The 22,403-nt window shown below is 38.3% G+C and carries 24 protein-coding genes, 1 rRNA gene and 1 pseudogene; 13 read left to right on the forward strand and 13 right to left on the reverse strand.

Translation table 11 applies throughout. The features are described 5' to 3' along the window. Positions 1 to 3: 3 nt before the first annotated feature. The 11 genes from atpG to P6280_RS07110 form a co-directional block, all read right to left on the reverse strand. Complete coding sequence (gene atpG, locus P6280_RS07060; protein WP_000002171.1) at positions 4 to 909, reverse strand: ATP synthase F1 subunit gamma; 906 nt, start codon at positions 907 to 909, stop codon at positions 4 to 6. 14 nt (positions 910 to 923) lie between these two features. Further along, positions 924 to 2,435 carry a F0F1 ATP synthase subunit alpha gene (gene atpA, locus P6280_RS07065; protein ID WP_154438146.1) on the reverse strand — a complete coding sequence of 504 codons (1,512 nt, stop codon included), beginning with the start codon at positions 2,433 to 2,435 and terminating at the stop codon, positions 924 to 926. A gap of 22 nt (positions 2,436 to 2,457) precedes the next feature. Beyond that, on the reverse strand, positions 2,458 to 3,000 hold the full coding sequence (locus P6280_RS07070; RefSeq protein WP_283237382.1) for a F0F1 ATP synthase subunit delta: 543 nt from the start codon (positions 2,998 to 3,000) through the stop codon (positions 2,458 to 2,460). Further along, complete coding sequence (locus P6280_RS07075; RefSeq protein ID WP_000480441.1) at positions 3,001 to 3,516, reverse strand: F0F1 ATP synthase subunit B; 516 nt, start codon at positions 3,514 to 3,516, stop codon at positions 3,001 to 3,003. Positions 3,517 to 3,519: 3 nt separating this feature from the next. Next, positions 3,520 to 3,954, reverse strand: a complete 435-nt coding sequence (locus tag P6280_RS07080; protein ID WP_096424183.1) for a FoF1 ATP synthase subunit B' — start codon at positions 3,952 to 3,954, stop codon at positions 3,520 to 3,522. A gap of 110 nt (positions 3,955 to 4,064) precedes the next feature. Then, the gene (locus P6280_RS07085; RefSeq protein WP_024948672.1) at positions 4,065 to 4,937 is read right to left on the reverse strand and encodes a ParB/RepB/Spo0J family partition protein; all 873 of its coding nucleotides are present in this window, start codon (positions 4,935 to 4,937) and stop codon (positions 4,065 to 4,067) included. Between the two features lie 3 nt (positions 4,938 to 4,940). Next, positions 4,941 to 5,735 carry a chromosome partitioning ATPase Soj gene (gene soj / locus P6280_RS07090; RefSeq protein WP_001869624.1) on the reverse strand — a complete coding sequence of 265 codons (795 nt, stop codon included), beginning with the start codon at positions 5,733 to 5,735 and terminating at the stop codon, positions 4,941 to 4,943. A 5-nt stretch (positions 5,736 to 5,740) separates the two neighbouring features. Beyond that, positions 5,741 to 6,379: a biotin--[acetyl-CoA-carboxylase] ligase gene (locus P6280_RS07095; RefSeq protein ID WP_283237383.1), complete on the reverse strand. Its 639-nt coding sequence runs from the start codon at positions 6,377 to 6,379 to the stop codon at positions 5,741 to 5,743. Further along, entirely contained in the window at positions 6,376 to 7,287 is a 912-nt protein-coding gene (fmt, locus tag P6280_RS07100) for a methionyl-tRNA formyltransferase (RefSeq protein WP_283237384.1), read from the reverse strand. Before fmt ends, P6280_RS07095 begins: the two co-directional genes overlap by 4 nt. A gap of 23 nt (positions 7,288 to 7,310) precedes the next feature. Continuing rightward, positions 7,311 to 9,593 (reverse strand): ATP-binding protein, encoded by a 2,283-nt coding sequence (locus tag P6280_RS07105; protein WP_283237385.1) that lies wholly within the window; start codon positions 9,591 to 9,593, stop codon positions 7,311 to 7,313. A gap of 41 nt (positions 9,594 to 9,634) precedes the next feature. Continuing rightward, a complete protein-coding gene (locus P6280_RS07110) occupies positions 9,635 to 10,936 on the reverse strand; it encodes a DUF2130 domain-containing protein (RefSeq protein ID WP_283237386.1) in 1,302 nt (433 codons plus the stop codon). Between the two features lie 56 nt (positions 10,937 to 10,992). Here P6280_RS07110 and P6280_RS07670 point away from each other — a divergent pair. Next, positions 10,993 to 11,341: pseudogene (locus P6280_RS07670) on the forward strand (hypothetical protein); the annotation flags it as partial. Positions 11,342 to 11,840: 499 nt separating this feature from the next. Here P6280_RS07670 and P6280_RS07115 read toward each other — a convergent pair. Continuing rightward, positions 11,841 to 13,345, reverse strand: a 16S ribosomal RNA gene (locus P6280_RS07115). 485 nt (positions 13,346 to 13,830) lie between these two features. Continuing rightward, positions 13,831 to 14,610 (reverse strand): hypothetical protein, encoded by a 780-nt coding sequence (locus tag P6280_RS07120; protein ID WP_283237387.1) that lies wholly within the window; start codon positions 14,608 to 14,610, stop codon positions 13,831 to 13,833. A 124-nt stretch (positions 14,611 to 14,734) separates the two neighbouring features. Here P6280_RS07120 and P6280_RS07125 point away from each other — a divergent pair, with 124 nt between their 5' ends. The 12 genes from P6280_RS07125 to mnmE all read left to right on the forward strand — a co-directional run bounded on the left by P6280_RS07125 (position 14,735) and on the right by mnmE (position 22,365). Then, positions 14,735 to 15,223 (forward strand): peptidylprolyl isomerase, encoded by a 489-nt coding sequence (locus P6280_RS07125; RefSeq protein ID WP_180515599.1) that lies wholly within the window; start codon positions 14,735 to 14,737, stop codon positions 15,221 to 15,223. 17 nt (positions 15,224 to 15,240) lie between these two features. After that, positions 15,241 to 15,471, forward strand: a complete 231-nt coding sequence (locus P6280_RS07130; RefSeq protein WP_000906444.1) for a carbon storage regulator — start codon at positions 15,241 to 15,243, stop codon at positions 15,469 to 15,471. After that, entirely contained in the window at positions 15,471 to 16,274 is an 804-nt protein-coding gene (locus P6280_RS07135; protein ID WP_283237388.1) for a 4-(cytidine 5'-diphospho)-2-C-methyl-D-erythritol kinase, read from the forward strand. Before P6280_RS07130 ends, P6280_RS07135 begins: the two co-directional genes overlap by 1 nt. After that, a complete protein-coding gene (smpB, locus tag P6280_RS07140) occupies positions 16,271 to 16,729 on the forward strand; it encodes an SsrA-binding protein (protein ID WP_000766474.1) in 459 nt (152 codons plus the stop codon). Before P6280_RS07135 ends, smpB begins: the two co-directional genes overlap by 4 nt. 2 nt (positions 16,730 to 16,731) lie before the next feature. Further along, positions 16,732 to 17,190 carry a TonB-system energizer ExbB gene (gene exbB, locus P6280_RS07145; RefSeq protein ID WP_015428336.1) on the forward strand — a complete coding sequence of 153 codons (459 nt, stop codon included), beginning with the start codon at positions 16,732 to 16,734 and terminating at the stop codon, positions 17,188 to 17,190. A gap of 3 nt (positions 17,191 to 17,193) precedes the next feature. Next, a complete protein-coding gene (locus P6280_RS07150; protein WP_000755085.1) occupies positions 17,194 to 17,595 on the forward strand; it encodes an ExbD/TolR family protein in 402 nt (133 codons plus the stop codon). A gap of 71 nt (positions 17,596 to 17,666) precedes the next feature. After that, positions 17,667 to 17,801: a 50S ribosomal protein L34 gene (gene rpmH, locus P6280_RS07155; protein WP_001847286.1), complete on the forward strand. Its 135-nt coding sequence runs from the start codon at positions 17,667 to 17,669 to the stop codon at positions 17,799 to 17,801. Beyond that, a complete protein-coding gene (gene rnpA / locus P6280_RS07160) occupies positions 17,761 to 18,246 on the forward strand; it encodes a ribonuclease P protein component (RefSeq protein ID WP_001112444.1) in 486 nt (161 codons plus the stop codon). The genes rpmH and rnpA overlap by 41 nt, the downstream gene beginning before the upstream one ends. Further along, complete coding sequence (gene yidD / locus P6280_RS07165) at positions 18,233 to 18,586, forward strand: membrane protein insertion efficiency factor YidD (protein ID WP_001245455.1); 354 nt, start codon at positions 18,233 to 18,235, stop codon at positions 18,584 to 18,586. The genes rnpA and yidD overlap by 14 nt, the downstream gene beginning before the upstream one ends. A gap of 5 nt (positions 18,587 to 18,591) precedes the next feature. After that, the gene (gene yidC, locus P6280_RS07170; RefSeq protein WP_283237389.1) at positions 18,592 to 20,226 is read left to right on the forward strand and encodes a membrane protein insertase YidC; all 1,635 of its coding nucleotides are present in this window, start codon (positions 18,592 to 18,594) and stop codon (positions 20,224 to 20,226) included. Further along, the gene (locus P6280_RS07175; RefSeq protein WP_283237390.1) at positions 20,226 to 21,020 is read left to right on the forward strand and encodes a Jag N-terminal domain-containing protein; all 795 of its coding nucleotides are present in this window, start codon (positions 20,226 to 20,228) and stop codon (positions 21,018 to 21,020) included. The genes yidC and P6280_RS07175 overlap by 1 nt, the downstream gene beginning before the upstream one ends. Continuing rightward, complete coding sequence (gene mnmE, locus P6280_RS07180) at positions 21,013 to 22,365, forward strand: tRNA uridine-5-carboxymethylaminomethyl(34) synthesis GTPase MnmE (RefSeq protein WP_283237391.1); 1,353 nt, start codon at positions 21,013 to 21,015, stop codon at positions 22,363 to 22,365. The genes P6280_RS07175 and mnmE overlap by 8 nt, the downstream gene beginning before the upstream one ends. Positions 22,366 to 22,403 lie beyond the last annotated feature (38 nt).

The raw sequence follows: 22,403 nt of genomic DNA on the forward strand, positions 1-22,403 counted from the left end.
TTTTTATTTTAGGGCTTCTACGCCTGCATTGATTTCTACTAGCTCGGTCGTAATCGCCTCTTGTCTGGCTTTATTATAAGAAATAGTTAAAGTTTTAACCAAATCTTTAGCGTTATTTGTCGCTGTATCCATAGCCTGCATTCTAGCGCTATGCTCTGCGGCTAAAGAATCAATCAAAGCATAGTATAAACTATACTCCACATATTTTTCTGCCAAAGAGTCTAAAATTTCATCTTCACTCCCGCTTGGTTCGCTAGTAATAGTCTCTTGCGTCTCATTAGGCTGAGGGTTTTGGTGGATGATTTTATACCCAATAGGCAAAATTGTTTTGACTCTTATTTCTTGGCTGATCATGTTTTTAAAGCCATTATGAATGATAATCACCTTATCGGTTTTCCCACTCAAATAATCCTCTACCACTTTTTTCATGAATTCTTGAGCGCGTTCATAATTAGGCATAGAACTCAAATTATTGATCTTGTCTAAAACCTCTATCCCGTTAAAGCTAAAATACTCATTACCCTTTTTACCAATACCGCGCAAACGCACTTTAATGTCTTTTTCTTTGTATTCATTCGTGCATGCTAAAACTTTTTTAATAGTATTGGTGTTAAAGCCCCCACAAAGCCCCTTATCGGCTGTGATAAAAATAATATCCACTTTTTTAATTTCAAGTCTTTCTAGTTCCCTAAAATACTTGCTTTGAATGTCTTCAATCCCTTGATTTTTCATCTTAGACAGCACATCATCAAACACAGCGTCTAGTTTCAAGGCATACGCTCTGGAATTTCTTGCAACTTCTTCGGCCTTTCTTAGCTTGGAAGTGGAAACGAGTTTCATCGCATGCGTGATCTTTTGCGTGTTTTTAACGCTTCCAATTTTCTTTCTAATGTCTCTTAAATTCGCCATATTCCAGCCCTCTCCTACTCGCTATAAGTGAGCTTAAATTCCTCTAAGACTTTCCTTAGCATGGCTTCTAAATCCTTATCTAGCACTTTTTTAGTGTGGATTTCTTCTAAAACTTGAGGGTATTTTGCTTCCAAGAAAGGGTGCAGTTGCTCTTCAAAATCCACGACTTTTTTCACGCTCACGCTATCTAAAAAGCCCTTAGCCCCAGCATAAATAATGACCACTTGCTTTTCAATAGGCAAGGGCGAATAAGGGGCTTGTTTCAGCACTTCTACCATGCGTTGCCCCCTTTCTAATTGCTTTTTACTCGCTTCATCTAAATCAGAAGCGAATTGCGTGAAAGCTTGCAACTCTCTGTATTGAGCTAGATCCAAGCGCAAAGTCCCTGAAACCTGCTTGGTCGCTTTGATTTGAGCGGCCCCTCCAACCCTTGAAACCGATAAGCCCACATTGATAGCCGGGCGGATCCCTGAATAAAACAAATCCGTTTCTAAGAAAATTTGCCCGTCTGTAATAGAAATGATATTCGTAGGGATATAGGCTGAAACATCGCCCGCTTGAGTTTCCACAATAGGGAGCGCGGTCAAAGAGCCTGCACCCTTTTCATCGCAAAGTTTAGCCGCTCTTTCTAAAAGCCGTGAGTGGATATAAAACACATCTCCAGGAAAAGCCTCCCTACCTGGGGGTCTTCTCAAAATCAAAGAAATTTCTCTGTAAGCGACAGCATGCTTACTCAAATCATCATAAATGATTAGGGCATGGCGGGCATGATCTCTAAAGTATTCCCCCATAGCCACACCTGAATAAGGGGCTAAATATTGCATCGCAGCTGAATCTGAAGCCGGAGCGTTGATCACGACGCTGTATTCCATCGCTCCGTATTCTTCTAATTTGCGGACCACTTGCGCGACAGTGGATTCTTTTTGCCCAATAGCCACATAGATACAGATCACATTTTGCCCTTTTTGGTTAATGATCGCATCGATCGCTACGGTGGTTTTACCGGTTTGTTTATCCCCAATGATCAATTCCCTTTGCCCGCGCCCAATAGGCACCAACGCATCAATGGCTTTAATGCCTGTTTGCAAAGGCTCATGCACCGATTTTCTGTCCATAATGCCCGGGGCTTTTTGCTCAATAAGACTAAATTCATTTGTTTCTATCTCACCCTTGCCATCAATAGGCTCACCCAAAGCGTTCAACACACGCCCCACAACCGCATCGCCCACAGGAACTTTCATCAAACTCTTCGTGCGCTTAACGCTAGTCCCCTCTTTAATATTGTTACCAAAACCAAACACAATCACGCCAACGCTATCTTCTTCTAAGTTAGCCGCAACGCCTTTATCTCCTGTTTCAAACTCCAGCACTTCATACGACATCACACCATTTAAGCCATAAACCTTAGCCACACCATCAGCGTATGAAACGACTTTTCCTACTTCAGCCATATCGCAATCAAGTTCAAAATTCTTGATTTTTTCTTCAATAACCGAGCTGATTTCTTCCAATTTTAGTTGGGACATTATCTTTATCTCCTTAGATTGATTAAATAGATTGAATAACCTGTTTTTCTATTTTCTTTAAAATATCTTCTTTAGAAAAGCCTATTTCTAAATCTAGGCTTGAAATGCTCAAAGAAACCCCTTTTTTAGACCAAGTGTCTTGAGCGATTTCTACAGGAGCGTTAAAACGCGCTTGCAATTTTTGCTGCACGGCTTCTAGTTCATTGTTTTCAAGCTTTTGTGGGACTAAAAGCGTGGCTTCTAAAGTCTTTTTAGAATCAAAAGACAGCTCTTGAATGATCAATTCCAGCATCTCAAGCCTGTTATTTTTTAACACCACTTCCATCACAGGCTTTAAAACTGAACATGCTTTTGTGGAAGTTATTTTTTCTAAGATTTCAAATACAACCTCTTTTTTCACTTTTAAAGAAACATGGGCTAAAACCCGGTTGAGTTTGTGCAATTTTATGGCTTCTGCTACATTTTTAAGCCCCATAATAATTTCTTCTAGTAACGCTAAATCGCCTTTAGTGTGATTTTTCAACGCTTTAGTATAATGATTAGCGATCACTTTTAAATCTTGCATTTAAAGCCTTTGTTTCAAAATATTCACGCAATCTTGTGCATTGAAAGAGACTTTTTTGCTCTCTCTTAGATCTTTAAAAACGCTTTCAACCAGCTCTCTTTTGATTTTTTTAACTTCTAAATCCATCAACGCCTTAGAATTTTTGATCAAATTTTCCACATCCATTTTGGTTTGCAACTCATATTTTTGCGTGATCGTGTAAGCTTCTTTATTCGCATCAGAAATGATTAATTCAGCTTTTTCTTTGGCCTGCTCTAATTCTTTTAAGAGTTTTTTCTTATTTTCTTTACTCACTTTAAGTTGGGCTTGAATCTCTTCTAAGCGTTTGGAGATTTCAAGGCTTTTGGAGTGTAAAAATGAACGCAGTTTTTTAGCCAGAAAATACCACAAAATCCCCGCAAATAAGAGGAAATTTAAAGAACGCTCTATAATATCTGTTTGTGAAATATCCAATCCAGTAGCACACAAAGGGCTTAAAAGGATCAAAAACCCTAACACCATTTTAACTAAAAACATCCATCAACTCCCTAAACCCATAGCCACACGCTTGTTTAATTCGTTTTCAAATACCGGCATTTGCACTTGTAACTGCTCTTTTAAGATTTGTTTTTCATTTTGTAATTGCTTTGCGAACGCTTCAAACTCTTGATTGAGCTCGTTCTCTTTTTGCTTGATCACAGCGTCATAGGACTCTATAGCTTTTTGAATCGCTTCTGCTATCATTTCCCTACGCTTTTCAGCCGCTTCTTTAAGAAGGGCATCAATTTGATGGCGGATTTCCACGCTTTGGGTGTTATCCGTTTTGATTTTAGCCAAGCTATCCTTTATCTCTGCTTGTCTGTTATCCATGAAAGCCAACAAAGGCCTATACACCCAAACATTCATCGCCCACAACAATAACACAAACACCACAAAAACGACCGCCATTAAATAGGGGTTAACCGATATATTCATGACCTATTTCTTTCCTGAAAACCTAAAAATATTTGAAAACTCGCATTTGTTATAAAAACATTAGCTTCATTGTAACAAAAAATCGCTTAAAATTTGAGAATACTCAAGCGTTAAGACATCATTTTTTTCATAAAAGCCTCTAAAAGAGAATTTTCATAACATCGTAAAACGATTTTATCCCCTTTCAAAGTGGCTTTAAGCTTGTAATGATCCCACAAACTTTGATTAAAGCGTTTTAATTCATCTTCAGCGATGAGCGTTTGGGTTTCCTTGAAACCATGTTTTTTATTTTCAAAATTTGCGTTTATTTTAAAATCACGTGCTAAATCTTCTGTCTGGCGCACGCTGAGTTTCTGCCCTATAATGGAATTTAAGATCAATTCTTGTTTTTCTTCATCCAAACCCACCAAAACTTTTGCATGCCCTGAAGTGATTTTTTCTTCTAAAAGAGCGTTTTGAACCTTAGAAGAGAGCGTCAATAAACGCATGATATTAGCCACATGGGCTCGGGATTTTTTAACGATTTTAGAGAGCTCTTCTTGGGTCATTTGATAGCTTTCAAGCAATTCTTTATAAGATCTAGCCAACTCTAAAGGGTTTAAATCTTCGCGCTGGATATTTTCAATCAAAGCGACTTCACGCATTTTTTCTTGCTCAATATCCACAACAATCGCTTTAATCGTGGGCATTTTAGCCAATTTGCTCGCTCTTAAGCGCCTTTCACCAGCGATCAAATGGTAACGCCCGTTCTCACTCACCACTAAAACCGGTTGCAACAAACCATGCTCTTTAATGGATTGTGCTAATTCTTCTAAAGAATCTTCGCTAAAGATTTTTCTGGGCTGGTAGGGATTAGGCATCACCTCATCAATACCAAGCTCCACAACCCGATTCGCTCTTTCATACAGCCCCTGCTCATACACTTCATTGATTTCAGGGAAAATATCCGCTAAACCCCTACCCAACACTTTATTTTTTGCCATATGCTACCCTTGAAGAATGCTTTGAGCTAATTTTTGATAAGCGATACTGCCATTAGATTTAATATCATAGAGCAAAATGGGCTTACCAAAGCTAGGCGATTCCGCTAGTTTCACGCTTTTAGGGATCATAATATACTCTCCTGTAGTTGAATCTCTAAAAAACTCTGAGTCAAAATACTTAAACAATTCCGCTAAAACCCCTTTTGTCAAATTGAGTTGAGGGACATGCATCGTGGGTAAAAAACCTCTGATTTTGAGCTTAGGGTTCGTGCTTTTTTGCAGCATTCTAATGGTGTTAAGCAATAATTTAGTGCCTTCAAGGGCAAAAAATTCACATTGGATAGGAATGATCACCGAATGGGCTGCTGAAAGCGAATTGATCGTGAGAGGCCCTAGAGCTGGCGGGGAATCAATAATGATATAATCATAAAGCCCCACCACGCTCTCTAAGGCGTTTTTGAGCATGAGTTCGCCTCGTTTATTCTCATCTTGAACGCTATCATAAAAGGTTTTTTCAAACCCGGCTAAACCCAAATTAGAAGGCACTAGATCCAAAAAAGGCATTTGGGTTTTTAAGATCACTTGAGAAATTTGCTTACGGCCAATCAACACATGATAAATATCGTAATCAATTTTATCGCGCCTAAAACCCAAGCTTGAAGTGGCGTTGGCTTGAGGGTCAAAATCAATCAGCAAGATTTTTTTTTCATGCACTGCTAAAGAAGCCGCTAAATTAACCGCTGTTGTCGTTTTGCCCACACCCCCTTTTTGATTAGCCACTGCAATGATTTCATTCATCATACTCACATCCTATCATAAATCTTACCTTTAATACAAATGCGGCCATCTTCTAACAATTCCGCATCTTTCAAACTCATCGCTTCACCGCAATCATTATGGAAGCTAAAAGAGTTGCTTCTATGAAATTCTAACGCATACTTACTTAAAACTTCCCCCCAAAAAAGATTTTCTTCTATTTTTTTTAAAAAGCCCTCTATAATCAAATCATCGCTCGCGCCAATATCTAAACATGCCCATTTCTGTGAAACCCTATTCACGCCAATGCCACACACCCGCATGTCTTTATAAACATTAACCAACACGCCCCCTATTTTTTGATCCCCTAAATACAAGTCGTTAGGCCATTTAAGCCAAGTTTGAGAGCCTAAACCTTTTAAAACTTCTTTGAATAAAAACCCTAAATACAAAGCGTTCGCTTGCAAGGGTAAATCTTTAGGCAAATCGCTTGCATTTAAAGCGAGCGAAAAAGTCAAAGCACTTTTTACGCTCTCCCAAATATTCCCCCTACTGCCTATCCCAGCGCTTTGGTTTTTAGCCACGATCAAAATAGGGGCTTTGAGTCCATCGTTTTTAAGTTTTTCTAAAAGATAGGTTTGCGTGGAAGGTAGGCTATCAAAAACTCTTTTTTCACATTTTCTCATGTTAGAATATCGCCCGCTTTCAAACGCTTGCCATTCAAATAATCCTTCGCTTTCAAAGGCTTTTTACCCACCGCTTGCAACCTTGCTATACGCACGCTCCCCTTCAAGCAACCCACAAGAACGCCTTTTTCATCAATTTCTAAAATCTCGCCTTCCTTGTAGTTCTTTTCATTCTCCACCAACTCCACTCCTAAAAGTTTAAGGCTATTTTCTAAAAATATTTCTGGCCAACTATTAAACGCAAGCGATTTTAAAAACAAGCTTTTAGCGTCTTTAAAACCCACTAAACCATCGGCTTTGGTGATTTTTTTACAAAAACTAGCCTGTGCGTGATCTTGAGGTTTTCTTGTGATGGAAGAGAAATTTTTGAGTGTTGAAAGGAGTAAGGTTGCCCCCATATGCGCTAATTTTAAACTCAGAGTTTCCAAATCCAAGTAATCCTCTCTTAAAAAAGAAGTGCTTTCTAAAATATCCCCGCTATCCAGCCCCACATCCATAAGCATGGTGCTTATGCCATAAATCTTATCGTCATTGAGTATCATCTCATGAATGGGCGAAGCCCCCCTGTATTTAGGCAATAACGATGCATGTGCATTGATGCAAGGAGCGATTGATAAAACCTCTTTAGGCAAAATCTTACCATAAGCCACCACCACGATAAAATCAGGTTTTAGAGCTTTTAAGATTTGAACTTCAGGCTCTTTCAAACTTTGTGGCTGGAAAATGGGGATATTTAAATGATTTTCTAGAATGTATGTTTTAGTCTCTGGAGCTTTCAATTCCTTTTTACGCCCAAAAGGTTTATCCATTTGGGTGAATAGCCCCATCACTTCTATCTCTTTATCTTTAACTAACGCCCTTAAGATCACTTCAGCAAACCCCGGCGTTCCCATAAATACGATGCGCATGTTATTCCTTGTTTTTAGTTTTATTACTTTATTCCCATCATCATTTTATAATGAGCTTCATGACCGGTTATTTTAAATATATTTTCAAAAACTTTTAAATATGTCTCAATACTTGTATATTGACTTTGCACCAACAAATCATCTGAAATCCCATGAGAACCATCATTAAGCCATGAAATGAAAGAGTTACACACTTGCTGTTCTCTAATATCCTCAAAACATTCACTCAAGTTATGATTATGTTTAAAACCGCCTAAAATCCTAAAGTAATACTCAATAATTCTTCGCATAACATTTTGTAAAGATACCCAAGAAATATTATTTTCTTTTGCTTGTTTTTCTTTTGCCCATCTTACTTCCTGCCATAGTAACTCATAGGAATTTTTAATAGGATTTTCTCCAAATTTTTCAATTTTTGAAATATTACTATCCTTTTTAATTATCCAAAAAGAATATTTCCCTTGATAGCGTTTTAAATCATATTCTAATGTAATTTCCTTGTAAAAATATGTGTTGTGGGTTAGTATAATAACTTGCTTGATGTTTGTTTTTTCTTCCATGGTTTCTTTCATAAGATCCTTAACTAAAACACTCACTATAAACAATATATTACTATCCAAACTTGAAATGGGGTCATCAATCACTAAAACCTTATTTTTTGATATATCGTTCTCTTTTAAAGAGCCTTTTGTTAAATGATAATAATATAAGAAAGTGATGAAAGTAACTTCACCCTCACTCAGTGTTTCTCCCACCAATTGACCATCTTCTCTTTGAATACGATAAGATTTTTCATCTTCAGCGCATGCCAAACTAAAATTCGTGAATCCATACCCTTTTAAAAGCGCATTGATTTCATTGACAATGGGCTTTATACTTACCATGGTTTTTTCTAATTCCCTAATTTCATTTTCTAATTTCTCTATCTTTTCTTGATTTTCACTAATTTCTTTATTTAAATTGCTTATCCCTTTCTCCAAACCGCAATCCTTTTCATTATATTTTTGTATATCACTTTTAAATTCATTGACTAAAAATTTCCAAGTTTGCTCCACGCAAATCTTTTTCTGATTTTGAATATCCTTTATCATCTCATTATGATTGGCTATTTGCTGGTTAGCCGTATCAATCAGATCTCTAATTTCTTTTATCTCATTTTTGGTGCTTTCCAGATCAAAACTTCTGCTCATTTCTTTACTCTTATCGTGCATCTTTTGCCGATTCCCATTGATTTTACTTCTCAAGGTTTCAATAATTCTTTTAAAAATCTCTGTGTCCAATTTAGTTTGTAAATTATTCTGCTCCGTTTTAACAATTTCATCAAGTCGCTCTAGCATTTCAGCGGTTCTGCTTGCGTAGTCTTCTTTCATTTTTTTGATTGTGTCAGTAGATTCTTGATAACTTGTATCAAAATACGATTCTAATTGTTTTTTAAATTCTTCGGTAATGGTTTCTTTTTGGCAAAAAGGGCATGCATTGCCATCTTTTGAGAGATACTCTCTGCCTTGAGCTACCCAATCCTCATTACTTAATTTTTTTATTAAATCTGCAATGGCTACATCACCACTCCCTACAATTTTTTGTTCCCAAATAGAATGATTTTCAACAGAATCAAAATCTGTTAAATTGCATTCCAATGGCACCAATTCTGTTTGGTTTTTACTAAAAACAATCCTAATGTTTTCTTTTAATTTTTCTAGTTTTCCTATCTCGATTTCATTGTGCTCATTGTTTTTAAATTCCTCAAGAATTTTTTCTTTAAACTTCTTTTTAAGCTTAAAACCCTCTAGCGTCTCTTTAAAATCCTCTTCATTTTTCTTATAAAGCTTTTCCCAACAACTATCGGTAAAATCCTTTTCTTTCTCTTCCCTTTCTTGTTTTAATTTTTGCAAGCTTTTTTCATTCTTTGTCTTCTTTTCATTCTCTTTGTTTATTGATTCTTTCTTGCTCTCAATGTTTTCTAAATTCTCGTTTGTTTTTTTGCCGAGCGTAAAAATGCCTTTAACTTGAGAGTTTCTAAATTGTTCTTCTTTAAATTGCTTGTTATAAACTTCAATCTTTAAAATCTCATCGTTATGCCACTCTATTTTGCTATTAGCAAACTTGTCTTCAATCCTATTTTCAGCTAGATTTTTTAAAAAACTAGAAGTGGTCGTCTTACCGCTCCCATTAGTCCCATAAATAAAATTGATAGAATTTAAATCCTCAAAACTCGCCCCACTTTCATCAAAAGTTGCCGCATTTTTTAATACGATTTGAGAAATCCCACTACTTATATTCTGTTGTTGTTTATCTTTATTACCCATCTTCTCTCCTAAATATTATTATCTCAAAGCACCCACAAAAACTAATCTTCTAAATCTTCCCCATCATACCCAAGCTCCAACGCCTTCACTTGCCCTATCGCATTACCCATAATGCCCTTAATAGAGCCATACATGTTAATCGTGCCCTCAAACACTTTTTCTATTTGCTTTTCCCTGCTTTTCCAAATCCTAGCCATCGCGCGTTTTTCGCTTTCTAAATCCGCTCTCAATTGCTCAAACCCCTCTATAATCGCATTCACTTGCATAGAAAATTCAGAGCTTGTCAAATAATGATAGAGCAGATTCACTTTATCGCCCTTATTTTCCTGACTTTTTTTAGCCAAACCCACTTGAATAACCCCCTCTCTTAACACCGCACTCAACCCCTTAAACTCTTCAAACGAACACACCCACACCCCCTCAAATAACCCCATCCTCTCCATCTCTTTAGGCAGTGCTTCACTCACAATGACCCCCACATCAGCCCCAATCTCTCGCATGTCGCTTTTAAGCTTTTCCACCCAAGCTTTTTGGAATTCTTTCGTGCGTTTGCTCTCATAATAAATTTTCCCGCAATTTTGAAATTCCCTAGTATGCACCACTTGAATGCAATCGCCCCCTCTTTGCCCTTTTTTGATTTCTTCAATGCAATCTAAGGGGAATTTTTGCCTCAAAAACTCTTCAATCGCCAATTCTTGCACCTCGCCTTGGAGTTGCTGTGAGCTTAATTCAGCCTTTCTTTGAGCGTTTTTCAACTCGTTTCTTAACATTTCTAACTGCTCTTCTTGCTGCTTGAATTTCAATTCATTTTTTTCATGCAAGGCTTTTTCTATTCTTCCTCTTTCCAAATCTAATTTTTCATTCAATTTTTTTTCATTTTCCGCTTTCAATCGGCTCTCTGCTTCGTTATTTTCTCTTTTTAGCTTTTCAATTTCCGCTTCTTTTTGGTGCAATTCTTGGACCTGTTTGGACTTCTCATCTAATTCTTTTTGCAACAATTCCAAGCCCTTTTGCTGCTCTAAAAAAGCGTTTTTTCTGGCTTCTTCAATGATTTTAGCCCTTTCATCTTGCAAGGCTAGCGCGCTCGCTTGTTTGACTGCATCATCAAATTGAGCCTTTTGTTCCCTCTCTCGCTCTTTTAGGGCCTCTTCTTTTTGCTCTAAAGCTTTGAAATGGCTCTGATACTGTGCTCTTTTTTCCTTCACCTCTTTTTCAAACTCTTTTTGTTGGGCTAAAAACCGGCTTTGATTTTCTAGCTCAATCTGTTTGTATAGCGCTTCATTCACATCAATTGGTGCTTGACAATTAGGACATTTAAAAGAATGGGTTTGATTTTCTTGCATGGTTTTCCTTTAAGATTTGATTTTTTATATTTTATAATAGAATGAGATCAATTTAATTTAAATCAACGCATAGAGAACCACCCATCAATCATTTTTTAGAACAAGTTATTTTACAAAGCCCATCTGATGGAAACAAAAATATAAAACCAATTGCTTTTGAAAGTGTTATCAAACTCAACCCACACGATAGAAATCCCTTATTAAAACCCTACAGCGTATTTATTGCGCTTTCTTGCGCTCAATTCCATCATTTAGGCATGCGCTTAGTGGTCCCCTATGAAAACGATTCTATGATTTTTGAGTTATTGCATTGATTTTTAAGCACGCAATTTTGAACGCCAACCACTTGTTCAACTAGATCCGAAAGAAATTAAAACCCAAATCCTTGAGCGTTTAAAACTCTAAAAATAAGGCTTTAAACATCAATACCTGATAAAAACGGAGTTTTCAAATCCAAACGCATTCAATCATAATCAACCAAAACTTAAACAAAAGAAGCAAGAAGCAAAACAAGCAAGGAATACAAGTATAAGATAAAAACAAGATTTAAGAAACATCAAACAAAAACAAACATTAAACATTAACAAACAACAAGCAATCAAAACACAAGAATGAAAAAATAAGATTTAAAAATCCAACACAACTAGTAAAAAATTTAAAACAGAAAACAAAAAATAAGAAGTAAAAGCTCAAACACAAGAATGAAAAAATAGGATTTAAACAACCAAAAACAAGCGATTGAAATCAATCAAACCAAAATCAATAATCCAATAAAACAAAGAAGATAACAAGCAAAACAAAAAGAAAGATTAAGCCCAATCCTTCAAAACTAAGCAACAAGAAGTTCTTTTGTCAGGTAATACTCTTGGCTTTCAATAAGCGAATATCAAAAGCTTTTCTCTAGAAAGGAGGTGATCCAACCGCAGGTTCACCTACGGTTACCTTGTTACGACTTCACCCCAGTCGCTGTGTGTGCCGTGGGCAGTAGCCAATTTAGCATCCTGACTTAAGGCAAACACAACTCCCATGGTGTGACGGGCGGTGAGTACAAGACCCGGGAACGTATTCACCGCAACATGGCTGATTTGCGATTACTAGCGATTCCAGCTTCATGCAGGCGAGTTGCAGCCTACAATCCGAACTGAGAGGTGTTTTGAAGATTGGCTCCACTTCGCAGTATTGCTTCTCTTTGTGCACCCCATTGTAGCACGTGTGTAGCCCTAGGCGTAAGGGCCATGATGACTTGACGTCGTCCCCACCTTCCTCCTCCTTACGGAGGCAGTATCCTTAGAGTTCTCAGCATGACCTGTTAGCAACTAAGAAAGGGGGTTGCGCTCGTTGCGGGACTTAACCCAACATCTCACGACACGAGCTGACGACAGCCGTGCAGCACCTGTTTTCAAGGTCTGGCAAGCCAGACACTCCACTATTTCTAGCGGATTCTCTCAATGTCAAGCCTAGGTAAGGTTCTTCGTGTATCTTCGAATTAAACCACATGCTCCACCGCTTGTGCGGGTCCCCGTCTATTCCTTTGAGTTTTAATCTTGCGACCGTACTCCCCAGGCGGGATGCTTAATGCGTTAGCTGCATTACTGGAGAGACTAAGCCCTCCAACAACTAGCATCCATCGTTTAGGGCGTGGACTACCAGGGTATCTAATCCTGTTTGCTCCCCACGCTTTCGCGCAATCAGCGTCAGTAATGTTCCAGCAGGTCGCCTTCGCAATGAGTATTCCTCTTGATCTCTACGGATTTTACCCCTACACCAAGAATTCCACCTACCTCTCCCACACTCTAGAATAGTAGTTTCAAATGCAGTTCTATGGTTAAGCCATAGGATTTCACACCTGACTGACTATCCCGCCTACGCGCTCTTTACGCCCAGTGATTCCGAGTAACGCTTGCACCCTCCGTATTACCGCGGCTGCTGGCACGGAGTTAGCCGGTGCTTATTCGTTAGATACCGTCATTATCTTCTCTAACAAAAGGAGTTTACAATCCTAAAACCTTCATCCTCCACGCGGCGTTGCTGCTTCAGGGTTTCCCCCATTGAGCAATATTCCCTACTGCTGCCTCCCGTAGGAGTCTGGACCGTGTCTCAGTTCCAGTGTGTCCGTTCACCCTCTCAGGCCGGATACCCGTCATAGCCTTGGTAAGCCATTACCTTACCAACAAGCTGATAGGACATAGGCTGATCTCTTAGCGATAAATCTTTCCCCCGTAGGGAGTATCTGGTATTAATCATCGTTTCCAATGGCTATCCCAAACTAAAAGGCACATAACCTATGCGTTACTCACCCGTGCGCCACTAATCAGCCTTCTAGCAAGCTAGAAAGCTTCATCGTTCGACTTGCATGTATTAGGCACGCCGCCAGCGTTCACTCTGAGCCAGGATCAAACTCTCCATAAAAGTGTTTGTCCTAAAGCTCTTTTGTTTTTTGATAGGCTGTTATCATTCCTAATAACAGCTCTAGCGTATCACAAGAACTCGTTTTATACTTTATTGAATAAAACGGGTTGTGTTCTTAAGTATTACAACAACAAAACAGAAAGAAACTTTTTAAAAAGGTTTATCTAAACGCTAACCTAAAAATACTCTCATGCTATTCAACCATCACATTATATATAACAATACAATCAATGGTATTGAATGGCACTAGTTGGATAAGAATTTCTTATAAAAGAATGAAAATGAATCCTCACTCTTTCAAATAAGTTATCCTTAAATAATGTTAGAATATCCCTTTAAAAAGAACTTCTATCAATTTGCTTAGTTTTCAAAGATCGTTTGCTTTAATCAGCTACCCTTGCAAGCTATCAAGCGGCTTTTTAAAAGCCCTTGCTGAAACAAGGAAATGAAAGTATAGTCATAGAAAGCTTAAGGTTTGCTTAAATTTAGGGAATGTTTTGAAAAATATTTTGATTTTTTAGATCGCTTAAAAATTGCACAATCTTTTCTTTAGGGATAATCACCAAACTTTCTTGGTTTTCTAAAGTGCTGCTAGCCATTCCCATAAACTCCCCCACTTCGCTAAAATAAGGCCTCCCTCCCCACAACACACTCCCCTTTTTAAAAGAAGCATCAAGCGAAAGAAACTTTTTAGATTTCAAAAGTTCAGCCACAGAAATGTCCGTTGTCTGTATAGAAAAAGAATTCCCCTCATTCAACGCCGGGTAGTAGAGATCAGAATTGGGTGTTTTTTGGTTTGTGTAAGGATTTGAATGAAAAGTTTGAGCGTATTTTGTGTAAATCCTTGCGTGATAATAACTCTCTTCTCTTTTATGGCAATAATCGTCTCTAAAATCGGCGGTTTTTAAAAGCGAAAGCCCTTGATCCCTATCCATCGCCTCAAGGTGCAAGCTGGCTATACAAATCAGCTCTTTAGCGCTGCTGTCTTGCATTTTGGCTAAAATCGTTTTAGGGTATAAGCCATTAGAATAAAGCGTTTCAGAAGAAGCGATATAACGCCCGTTTTTGAGCAAAGTCGCATAGCCTTCTTTATAAGTCCCATCGCTAAAATACACTTTCAATAATGCAACAGAATAAACCCATGCAGGAAGCGTTGGATCAAGGGGCGGATCGTCTCTGACGATTTGAATGTTATTAGCGTTCATCATGCACGAAAATAAAACGATACAACAACCCACCGCCAATCTTTTATGCCAACACACCATTATCCAACTTACCGCTTAAATTTCAAAAGTATCCTACAACACTATCGGCCAAAATACCATTTGTTTTAATTTGTTGCTATAATAGAGCATTTGAATGACAAAAGCTTATCGCAAAGGTTTATGTATGGATCCAATTAAAACTTATGAAATCAAAGAAGAAGAGCTTGCAAAAACCGCTTACGCCACGATCAAAACCAATAAAGGCCATATCACCCTAGAGCTTTTTTACAAAGACGCGCCCCAAGCGGTGAGTAACTTTGTAGCTCTAGCTAAAGAGGGTTTTTATAACGGGCTTAATTTCCATCGTGTGATCGCCGGCTTTGTGGCTCAAGGAGGTTGTCCTTATGGCACAGGCACAGGCGGGCCAGGACACCGCATTAAATGCGAAGTGGCCCATAACCCCAACAAACACAAAAGAGGCTCTATTTCTATGGCACATGCTGGAAGAGACACAGGGGGGAGTCAATTTTTCTTGTGTTTTGTGGATTTGCCCCACTTAGATGGCGAGCACACCGTGTTTGGCAAAATCAAAAACGCAGAAAGCCTTAATGTCTTGGACAAAATCAAGCAAGGCGATATTATAGAGAGCGTTGTGTTTAGCTCTTCTCTATAAGGAACAAGAAATTAGACATGCTCATACTCAGCCGCAAAGTTAATGAAGGGATTGTCATTGATGATAACATCCACATTAAAGTCATTTCCATAGATAGAGGGAGTGTGCGTTTAGGGTTTGAAGCGCCTGAAAGCACCCTTATTTTGCGCGCTGAACTCAAAGAGGCCATTGTGAGCGAAAACCAAAAAGCTTCTGCATCCGTAGATGAAAGCTTGTTAGAAAACATCAAAAAGGTCATTAAGCCTTGATGCATGTTTTTGAAGTTTATCCTAAAGTCAATATTTTTTTAAAAATCCTTCACAAAGAAGGGGCTTACCATAAGCTCATTTCTCGCATGTGCTTAGTCAAAGATAAGCTAAAGGATATTATTAGCGTCAAAAGCGCGCTTTCTTTTTCGCTAAAAGGGGATTTTGATTGCCCTTTAGAAGAAAACTCGCTCTTTAAGGCCCTCCAAATTTTAAAAAATTTTTTAAAATCAAAAAATTTCTCTCATTCTGCCATCAAATCCCTAGACACCCTAGCGATTGAAGTGGAAAAAAACATCCCCACTCAAGCTGGATTAGGCGGTGGGAGCGCTGATGCTGGGGGGCTATTGTATCATTTGAATCAAATTTTTGACTGGCGTTTGAGTTTAGAAGAGCTTTATCGCATGGGATCTTTAGTGGGTGCAGACACCAACTTTTTCATCTCGCAATACAAAAGCGCTAACGCTACTTCTTATGGCGAAGTTATTGAAAATTTTGAAGAAGAGCCTTTAGAAAATCGCCTAGAAATCTATGCGCCAAATCATGTTTTTTGCAGCACCAAAGCCGTTTATCAAGCCTATAAGCCTGAAACTTGTTTTTCTCAAGCTAAAGAATGGCTTAAAAAACCGAGTTTAGAATGCCTAAAGACTTGCGACAGAAACGGATTAAACGATCTTTTAAAACCGGCTTTACTCACTAACCAAGCCTTAAGAGGTATAGAAAGCGAACTGGGCAAGGAGTGGTTTTTTAGCGGGAGCGGGAGCGCGTTTTTTAGGCTAAAGCCTACACTAAAAGGGGGCGAATGAAACTCATTGCCAGCAATAAAAAAGCCTATTTTGACTATGAAATTTTGGAAACTTTAGAAGCGGGATTAGCGCTTTTAGGCTCTGAAGTGAAGGCTTTGAGGCAAACTAGGGTGAATTTAAAAGATAATTTTGTTAAAATAATCAAAGGAGAAGCTTTTTTATTTGGTGTTCATATATCATATTTAGATACAATCCATGCGTATTACAAGCCCAATGAAAGGCGAGAGCGTAAGTTGCTTTTACACAAAAAGCAATTATTGAAATGGCAGATTGAAGCGTCTAAAGAACGCTTGAGTATCGTAGGATTGAAATTGTATTTTAACCAAAGAAATAAAGCTAAAATCCAAATTGCTTTAGTGAAAGGAAAAAAATTGCACGATAAAAGACAAAGTCTCAAAGAAAAAGCACTCAATAAAGAAATTCTTGCTGATTTAAAACACCACTTTAAAGGATAATAATGAAAGAAATGGTAGATTATGGGGTTATAGGGTTTTTGATCTTTCTCTCTGTTATCGTTATAGCGATCGCAATAGAAAGGTTGTGGTTTTTTGCCACTCTTCGTGTAGATGACTACACAGACAAGCGTAAATTAGAACTGGCCTTACACAAACGACTGACTTTAGTGGCCACGATTGGCTCTAACGCCCCTTATATCGGTCTTTTAGGAACGGTTATGGGGATCATGCTCACTTTTATGGATTTAGGCTCCGCTTCTGGCATTGACACTAAAGCGATCATGACTAATTTAGCCCTTGCTTTAAAAGCGACTGGCATGGGGTTATTGGTAGCGATCCCTGCGATTGTGATTTATAACTTGCTAGTGAGAAAAAGCGAGATTTTAGTCACTAAATGGGATATTTTCCACCACCCGGTTGACACGCAATCCCATGAGATTTACAACAAAGCTAAGGATTAAGTGGTGAAAAAAGTAGAATCCATGAATGTGGTGCCTTTCATTGACATCATGCTTGTGTTGTTAGTGATCGTGCTTACAACAGCGTCTTTTGTGCAAACTTCAAAGCTCCCTATCAGCATTCCCCAAGTGGATAAAGATAGCACTGATTCTAAAGATGTGTTGGACAAAAAACAAGTTACGATCTCCATTTCCAATAAAGGCTCTTTCTATTTAGACGATAAAGAAATCAGCTTTGAAAATTTAAAACACAAGGTTTCCACTTTGGCTAAAGACACCCCTATTGTCTTGCAAGGCGATAAAAAAAGCAATTTGGATAACTTCATCAAAGTAGTGGATTTGTTGCAAACTAACGATCTGAAGCAACTTTACATTCTTGTTGAAGATAAAAAGAACCAAAAAAATTAGTTTTAGTCAATTTTTAGCATTCTTTAGCTAAAATCTGTGCTTATGTTTAATTTTTATCAAGGGAGTTTTAAATGAAACGCACTTACCAACCACACAACACACCAAGAAAGCGAACCCATGGCTTTCTTGTAAGAATGAAAACCAAAAACGGGCGCAAGGTGATTAATGCCAGACGAGCTAAGGGCAGAAAAAAGCTTTCCGTCTAAACCCTATGACTCTTTAAAAAACAAGAGTGAGTTTGATAGGGTTTATCAAAAGGGTTTCAAAAAACACAACCCTTTTTTTTCGCTCTTTGTTTTGGATTTATCAAAAGAGCCACCAAAAGAAAAAGAGGGCTTTAAAGATCCACTCTCTTGTAGGCTTAAAGACAAAAAAGCGCTTTATTTATTAGGTTTAAGCGTGTCCAAAAAAGTCGGCAACGCCGTGAAACGAAACCTTATCAAACGCCGTTTGCGTTCGCTTGTTTTAAAGCATGCTGCGCTTTGTCAAGGGCTTGCTTTGGTGTTTGTGCCTAGAAGCGATTGTTACCATTTAGATTTTTGGGCTTTAGAAAAACATTTTTTAGAAATGCTAACTTCCATTAAAAACTATATGAACAAAGCCTTAAAAGACTTGAAAAAAGGATTAACTCATACCTATGCGAAACAATAAAACGCCTTTTTTGAGTGCAATTTTTACGGCATTGATTAGGGGTTACCAACGCTTTTTTTCGGCTTTCACCTTTTCAAGCTGTCGGTTTTACCCCACTTGCTCCAACTACGCTCTGTGGTTGCTTTATTTTGAAAACCCTTTGAGCGCTATGGGTAAAATCGCTATAAGGATACTCTCATGCAACCCTTTTTGCTCTGGAGGCATCGCTTACCCCACTACTCGCTTGAAACGCCCGAGTTTGCTCCAATCTCATAAAGATTTTAATCGCCATTTTAAAACCATTACTTTTTGGCTCGTTCCCACAAAAAGCCGCACAACTTACTACATCATTAAGGTTTAATCACAATGGATAAAAACAACAATACCAATATTCGCTTGATTTTAGCGATCGCTCTGTCTTTTTTGTTTATCGCTCTTTATAGCTATTTTTTCCAAAAACCAAACCAAACAACAACCACAAAGCAAGAAACAACTAACAACCACACAGCAACAAATTCCAACACACCCAACGCTTTTAGCGCCACTCAAACAATCCCCCAAGAGAATTTGTTAAGCGCGATTTCTTTTGAGCATGCCAGAATTGAAATTGATTCTTTAGGGCGTATCAAACAGGTTTATCTCAAGGATAAAAAGTATCTAACCCCCAAACAAAAGGGCTTTTTAGAGCATGTGAGCCATCTTTTTAACCCCAAAGCTAACCCGCAAACCCCCCTAAAAGAGCTCCCCCTTTTAGCAGCCGATAAACTCAAGCCTTTAGAAGTGCGTTTTTTAGACCCCACGCTCAATAACAAAGCGTTCAACACCCCTTATAGCGCTTCAAAAACCACTCTTGGGCCTAATGAACAGCTTGTTTTAACCCAAGATTTAGGTGCTCTTACCATCATTAAAACCCTGACTTTTTATGATGATTTGCATTATGATTTGCAAATCGCATTCAAATCGCCCAACAATATTATCCCTAGCTATGTGATCACTAATGGTTATAAGCCGGTGGCTGATTTGGACAGCTACACCTTTTCAGGCGTGCTTTTAGAAAACAACGACAAAAAAATTGAAAAAATTGAAGATAAAGACGCTAAAGAGATCAAACGCTTTTCTAACACTCTCTTTTTATCCAGCGTGGATAGGTATTTCACCACCTTGCTTTTCACTAAAGATCCTCAAGGTTTTGAAGCCTTAATTGATTCAGAAATCGGCACTAAAAACCCCTTAGGGTTCATTTCCCTTAAAAATGAAGCGAATTTGCATGGCTATATTGGCCCTAAAGATTACCGCTCTTTGAAAGCGATTTCGCCCATGCTCACTGATGTGATAGAGTATGGCTTAATCACTTTCTTTGCGAAAGGCGTGTTTGTTTTACTGGATTATTTGTATCAATTTGTGGGCAATTGGGGTTGGGCCATCATTCTTTTAACGATTATCGTGCGCCTAATCCTTTACCCCTTAAGCTATAAGGGCATGGTGAGCATGCAAAAGCTCAAAGAAATAGCCCCTAAAATGAAAGAACTCCAAGAAAAATACAAGGGCGAACCCCAAAAGTTGCAAGCCCACATGATGCAGCTTTACAAAAAACATGGGGCTAACCCGCTAGGGGGTTGTCTGCCCTTAATCTTACAAATCCCGGTGTTTTTTGCGATCTATAGAGTGCTTTATAATGCGGTGGAATTGAAAAGCTCAGAGTGGATCTTATGGATCCATGATTTATCCATCATGGATCCGTATTTTATTTTGCCGCTTCTTATGGGAGCGTCTATGTATTGGCACCAAAGCGTTACGCCAAGTAGCGTGACCGATCCCATGCAAGCGAAGATTTTTAAATTCTTACCCCTATTATTCACAATCTTTTTAATCACTTTCCCTGCAGGGTTAGTCTTGTATTGGACCACGAACAACATCCTTTCGGTGTTGCAACAACTCATTATTAATAAAGTATTAGAGAATAAAAAACGCGCGCATGCGCAAAACAAAAAGGAAAGTTGATGCAAAATTTTATTGAAATCAAAGCCAAAACCTTAGAAGAAGCCCTCATTCAAGCTTCTATCGCCTTGAATTGCCCCATTATCAATTTGCAATACGAAGTCATTCAAACGCCCTCTAAAGGTTTTTTAAATATAGGCAAAAAAGAAGCCATTATTTTAGTGGGCGTTAAAGAAAGCGTTAAAGAGATTCAAGAAGAGAGCGTTAAAGAAACCAACACGAAAGAAATCCATCAAAGTGTAGAAGAAAAAAAACAAAACTCAGAAATAGAAACACCGCAAGAAGAAATAACCACCCCTAAACCCCCTAAAAAAAACCTTAAAGAAGAATCTCATAATGGAGACAAACTCCATGAGATTAAACAAGAATTGAAAGACTTGTTCTCCCACTTGCCCTATAAAATCAACAAAGTGGAAGTGAGTCTTTATGAACCGGGGGTTTTATTGATTAATATTGATGGCGAAGATTCCGCTCTTTTGATTGGCGAAAAAGGTTATCGTTACAAAGCCCTTTCTTACTTGCTCTTTAACTGGATCCACCCTGCTTATGGCTATAATATCCGCTTAGAAATCTCCACCTTTTTACAAAACCAAGAAAAGGTTATGGACACCCAACTCCAAAACACGATCATGACCGTTCATGAAGTGGGTAAGGGGCAGATGAAAGCCCCTGATGGCGTTTTAACTTATATCGCTTTAAAGAAGTTACGAAAAGCATTCCCTAACAAATATGTTTCCATCAAAACCAACTTGAACGATGAAAAATACATCGTCATCAACGACTTTAACAATGAATGACACCATTGCCGCTATCGCTACCCCTTTAGGCAAGGGAGCGATTAGCGTTATTAAAATCAGCGGCAATAACGCTCTAAACATCCTCAAACAACTCACCCAAAAACAAGAATTCACCCCCAGATACGCTTATGTGCGCAATATTTTTTCTAGTGGTGTTTTATTAGACAAAGCGTTAGTGATTTATTTCAAAGCCCCCTATAGTTTCACCGGCGAAGATGTGTGCGAAATCCAATGCCATGGAAACCCCCTTTTAGCGCAAAATATCTTACAAGCTTGCTTGAATTTAGGGGCTAGGCTTGCTAAAGCGGGGGAATTTAGCAAAAAAGCCTTTTTAAACCATAAAATGGACTTGAGCGAGATTGAAGCGAGCGTTCAGCTCATCCTTTGTGAAGATGAAAGCGTTTTAAACGCTCTAGCCAGGCAGCTTAAGGGTGAGTTAAAAATTTTTATTGAAGAGGCTAGAGGCAATCTTTTAAAGCTTTTAGCCAGCTCAGAAGTTTTGATTGATTATAGCGAAGAAGACATTCCTAGCGATTTTTTAGATGAAGTGTCTCTTAATTTAGAAAAACAAATCGCCTCTTTTAAAGACTTACTAGATTTTTCTAACACGCAAAAACAAAGAAACAAAGGGCATGCCTTAAGCATTGTTGGCAAACCCAATGCTGGCAAAAGCTCCCTATTAAACGCCATGCTTTTAGAAGAAAGGGCTTTAGTGAGCGATATTAAAGGCACAACAAGAGACACTATAGAAGAAGTCATTGAATTGCAAGGGCATAAGGTGCGCTTGATTGATACGGCTGGCATTAGAGAGAGCGCGGATAAAATAGAACGATTAGGGATTGAAAAAAGCCTTAAAAGTTTAGAAAATTGCGACATCGTTTTAGGCGTGTTTGATCTTTCTAAACCCCTAGAACAAGAAGATTTTAACCTTATTGACACCCTCAATCGCGCTAAAAAGCCTTGCATTGTTGTTTTGAATAAAAACGATTTAGCGCCCAAGCTGGAGCTTGAAACCTTAAAATCTTATCTTAAAATCCCTTATTCTTTACTAGAGACCAACACCCTAAATTCCAAGGCTTGTCTGAAAGATTTGAGCCAAAAAATCAGCACCTTTTTCCCCAAACTAGACACTCAAAACAAGCTCTTACTCACTTCCCTAGCCCAAAAAACCGCCCTAGAAAATGCCATTTTTGAATTGCAAAACGCTAAAGACCATTTAGAAACTTTAGAGCTTTTTTCTTATCATCTTTTAAGCGCGATAGAAAACTTGAACTCGCTCACCCGCCCTTATGAAACCAGCCAAATGCTAGACAGCATGTTTAGCGAATTTTGCTTAGGCAAGTGAAACCGCTTAAAGAATGGGTTAAAACCCCTTTTTAGTGC

Origin of the sequence: Helicobacter sp. 219-2, from assembly GCF_030053225.1 — a bacterium.
Taxonomy (GTDB): domain Bacteria; phylum Campylobacterota; class Campylobacteria; order Campylobacterales; family Helicobacteraceae; genus Helicobacter; species Helicobacter pylori_C.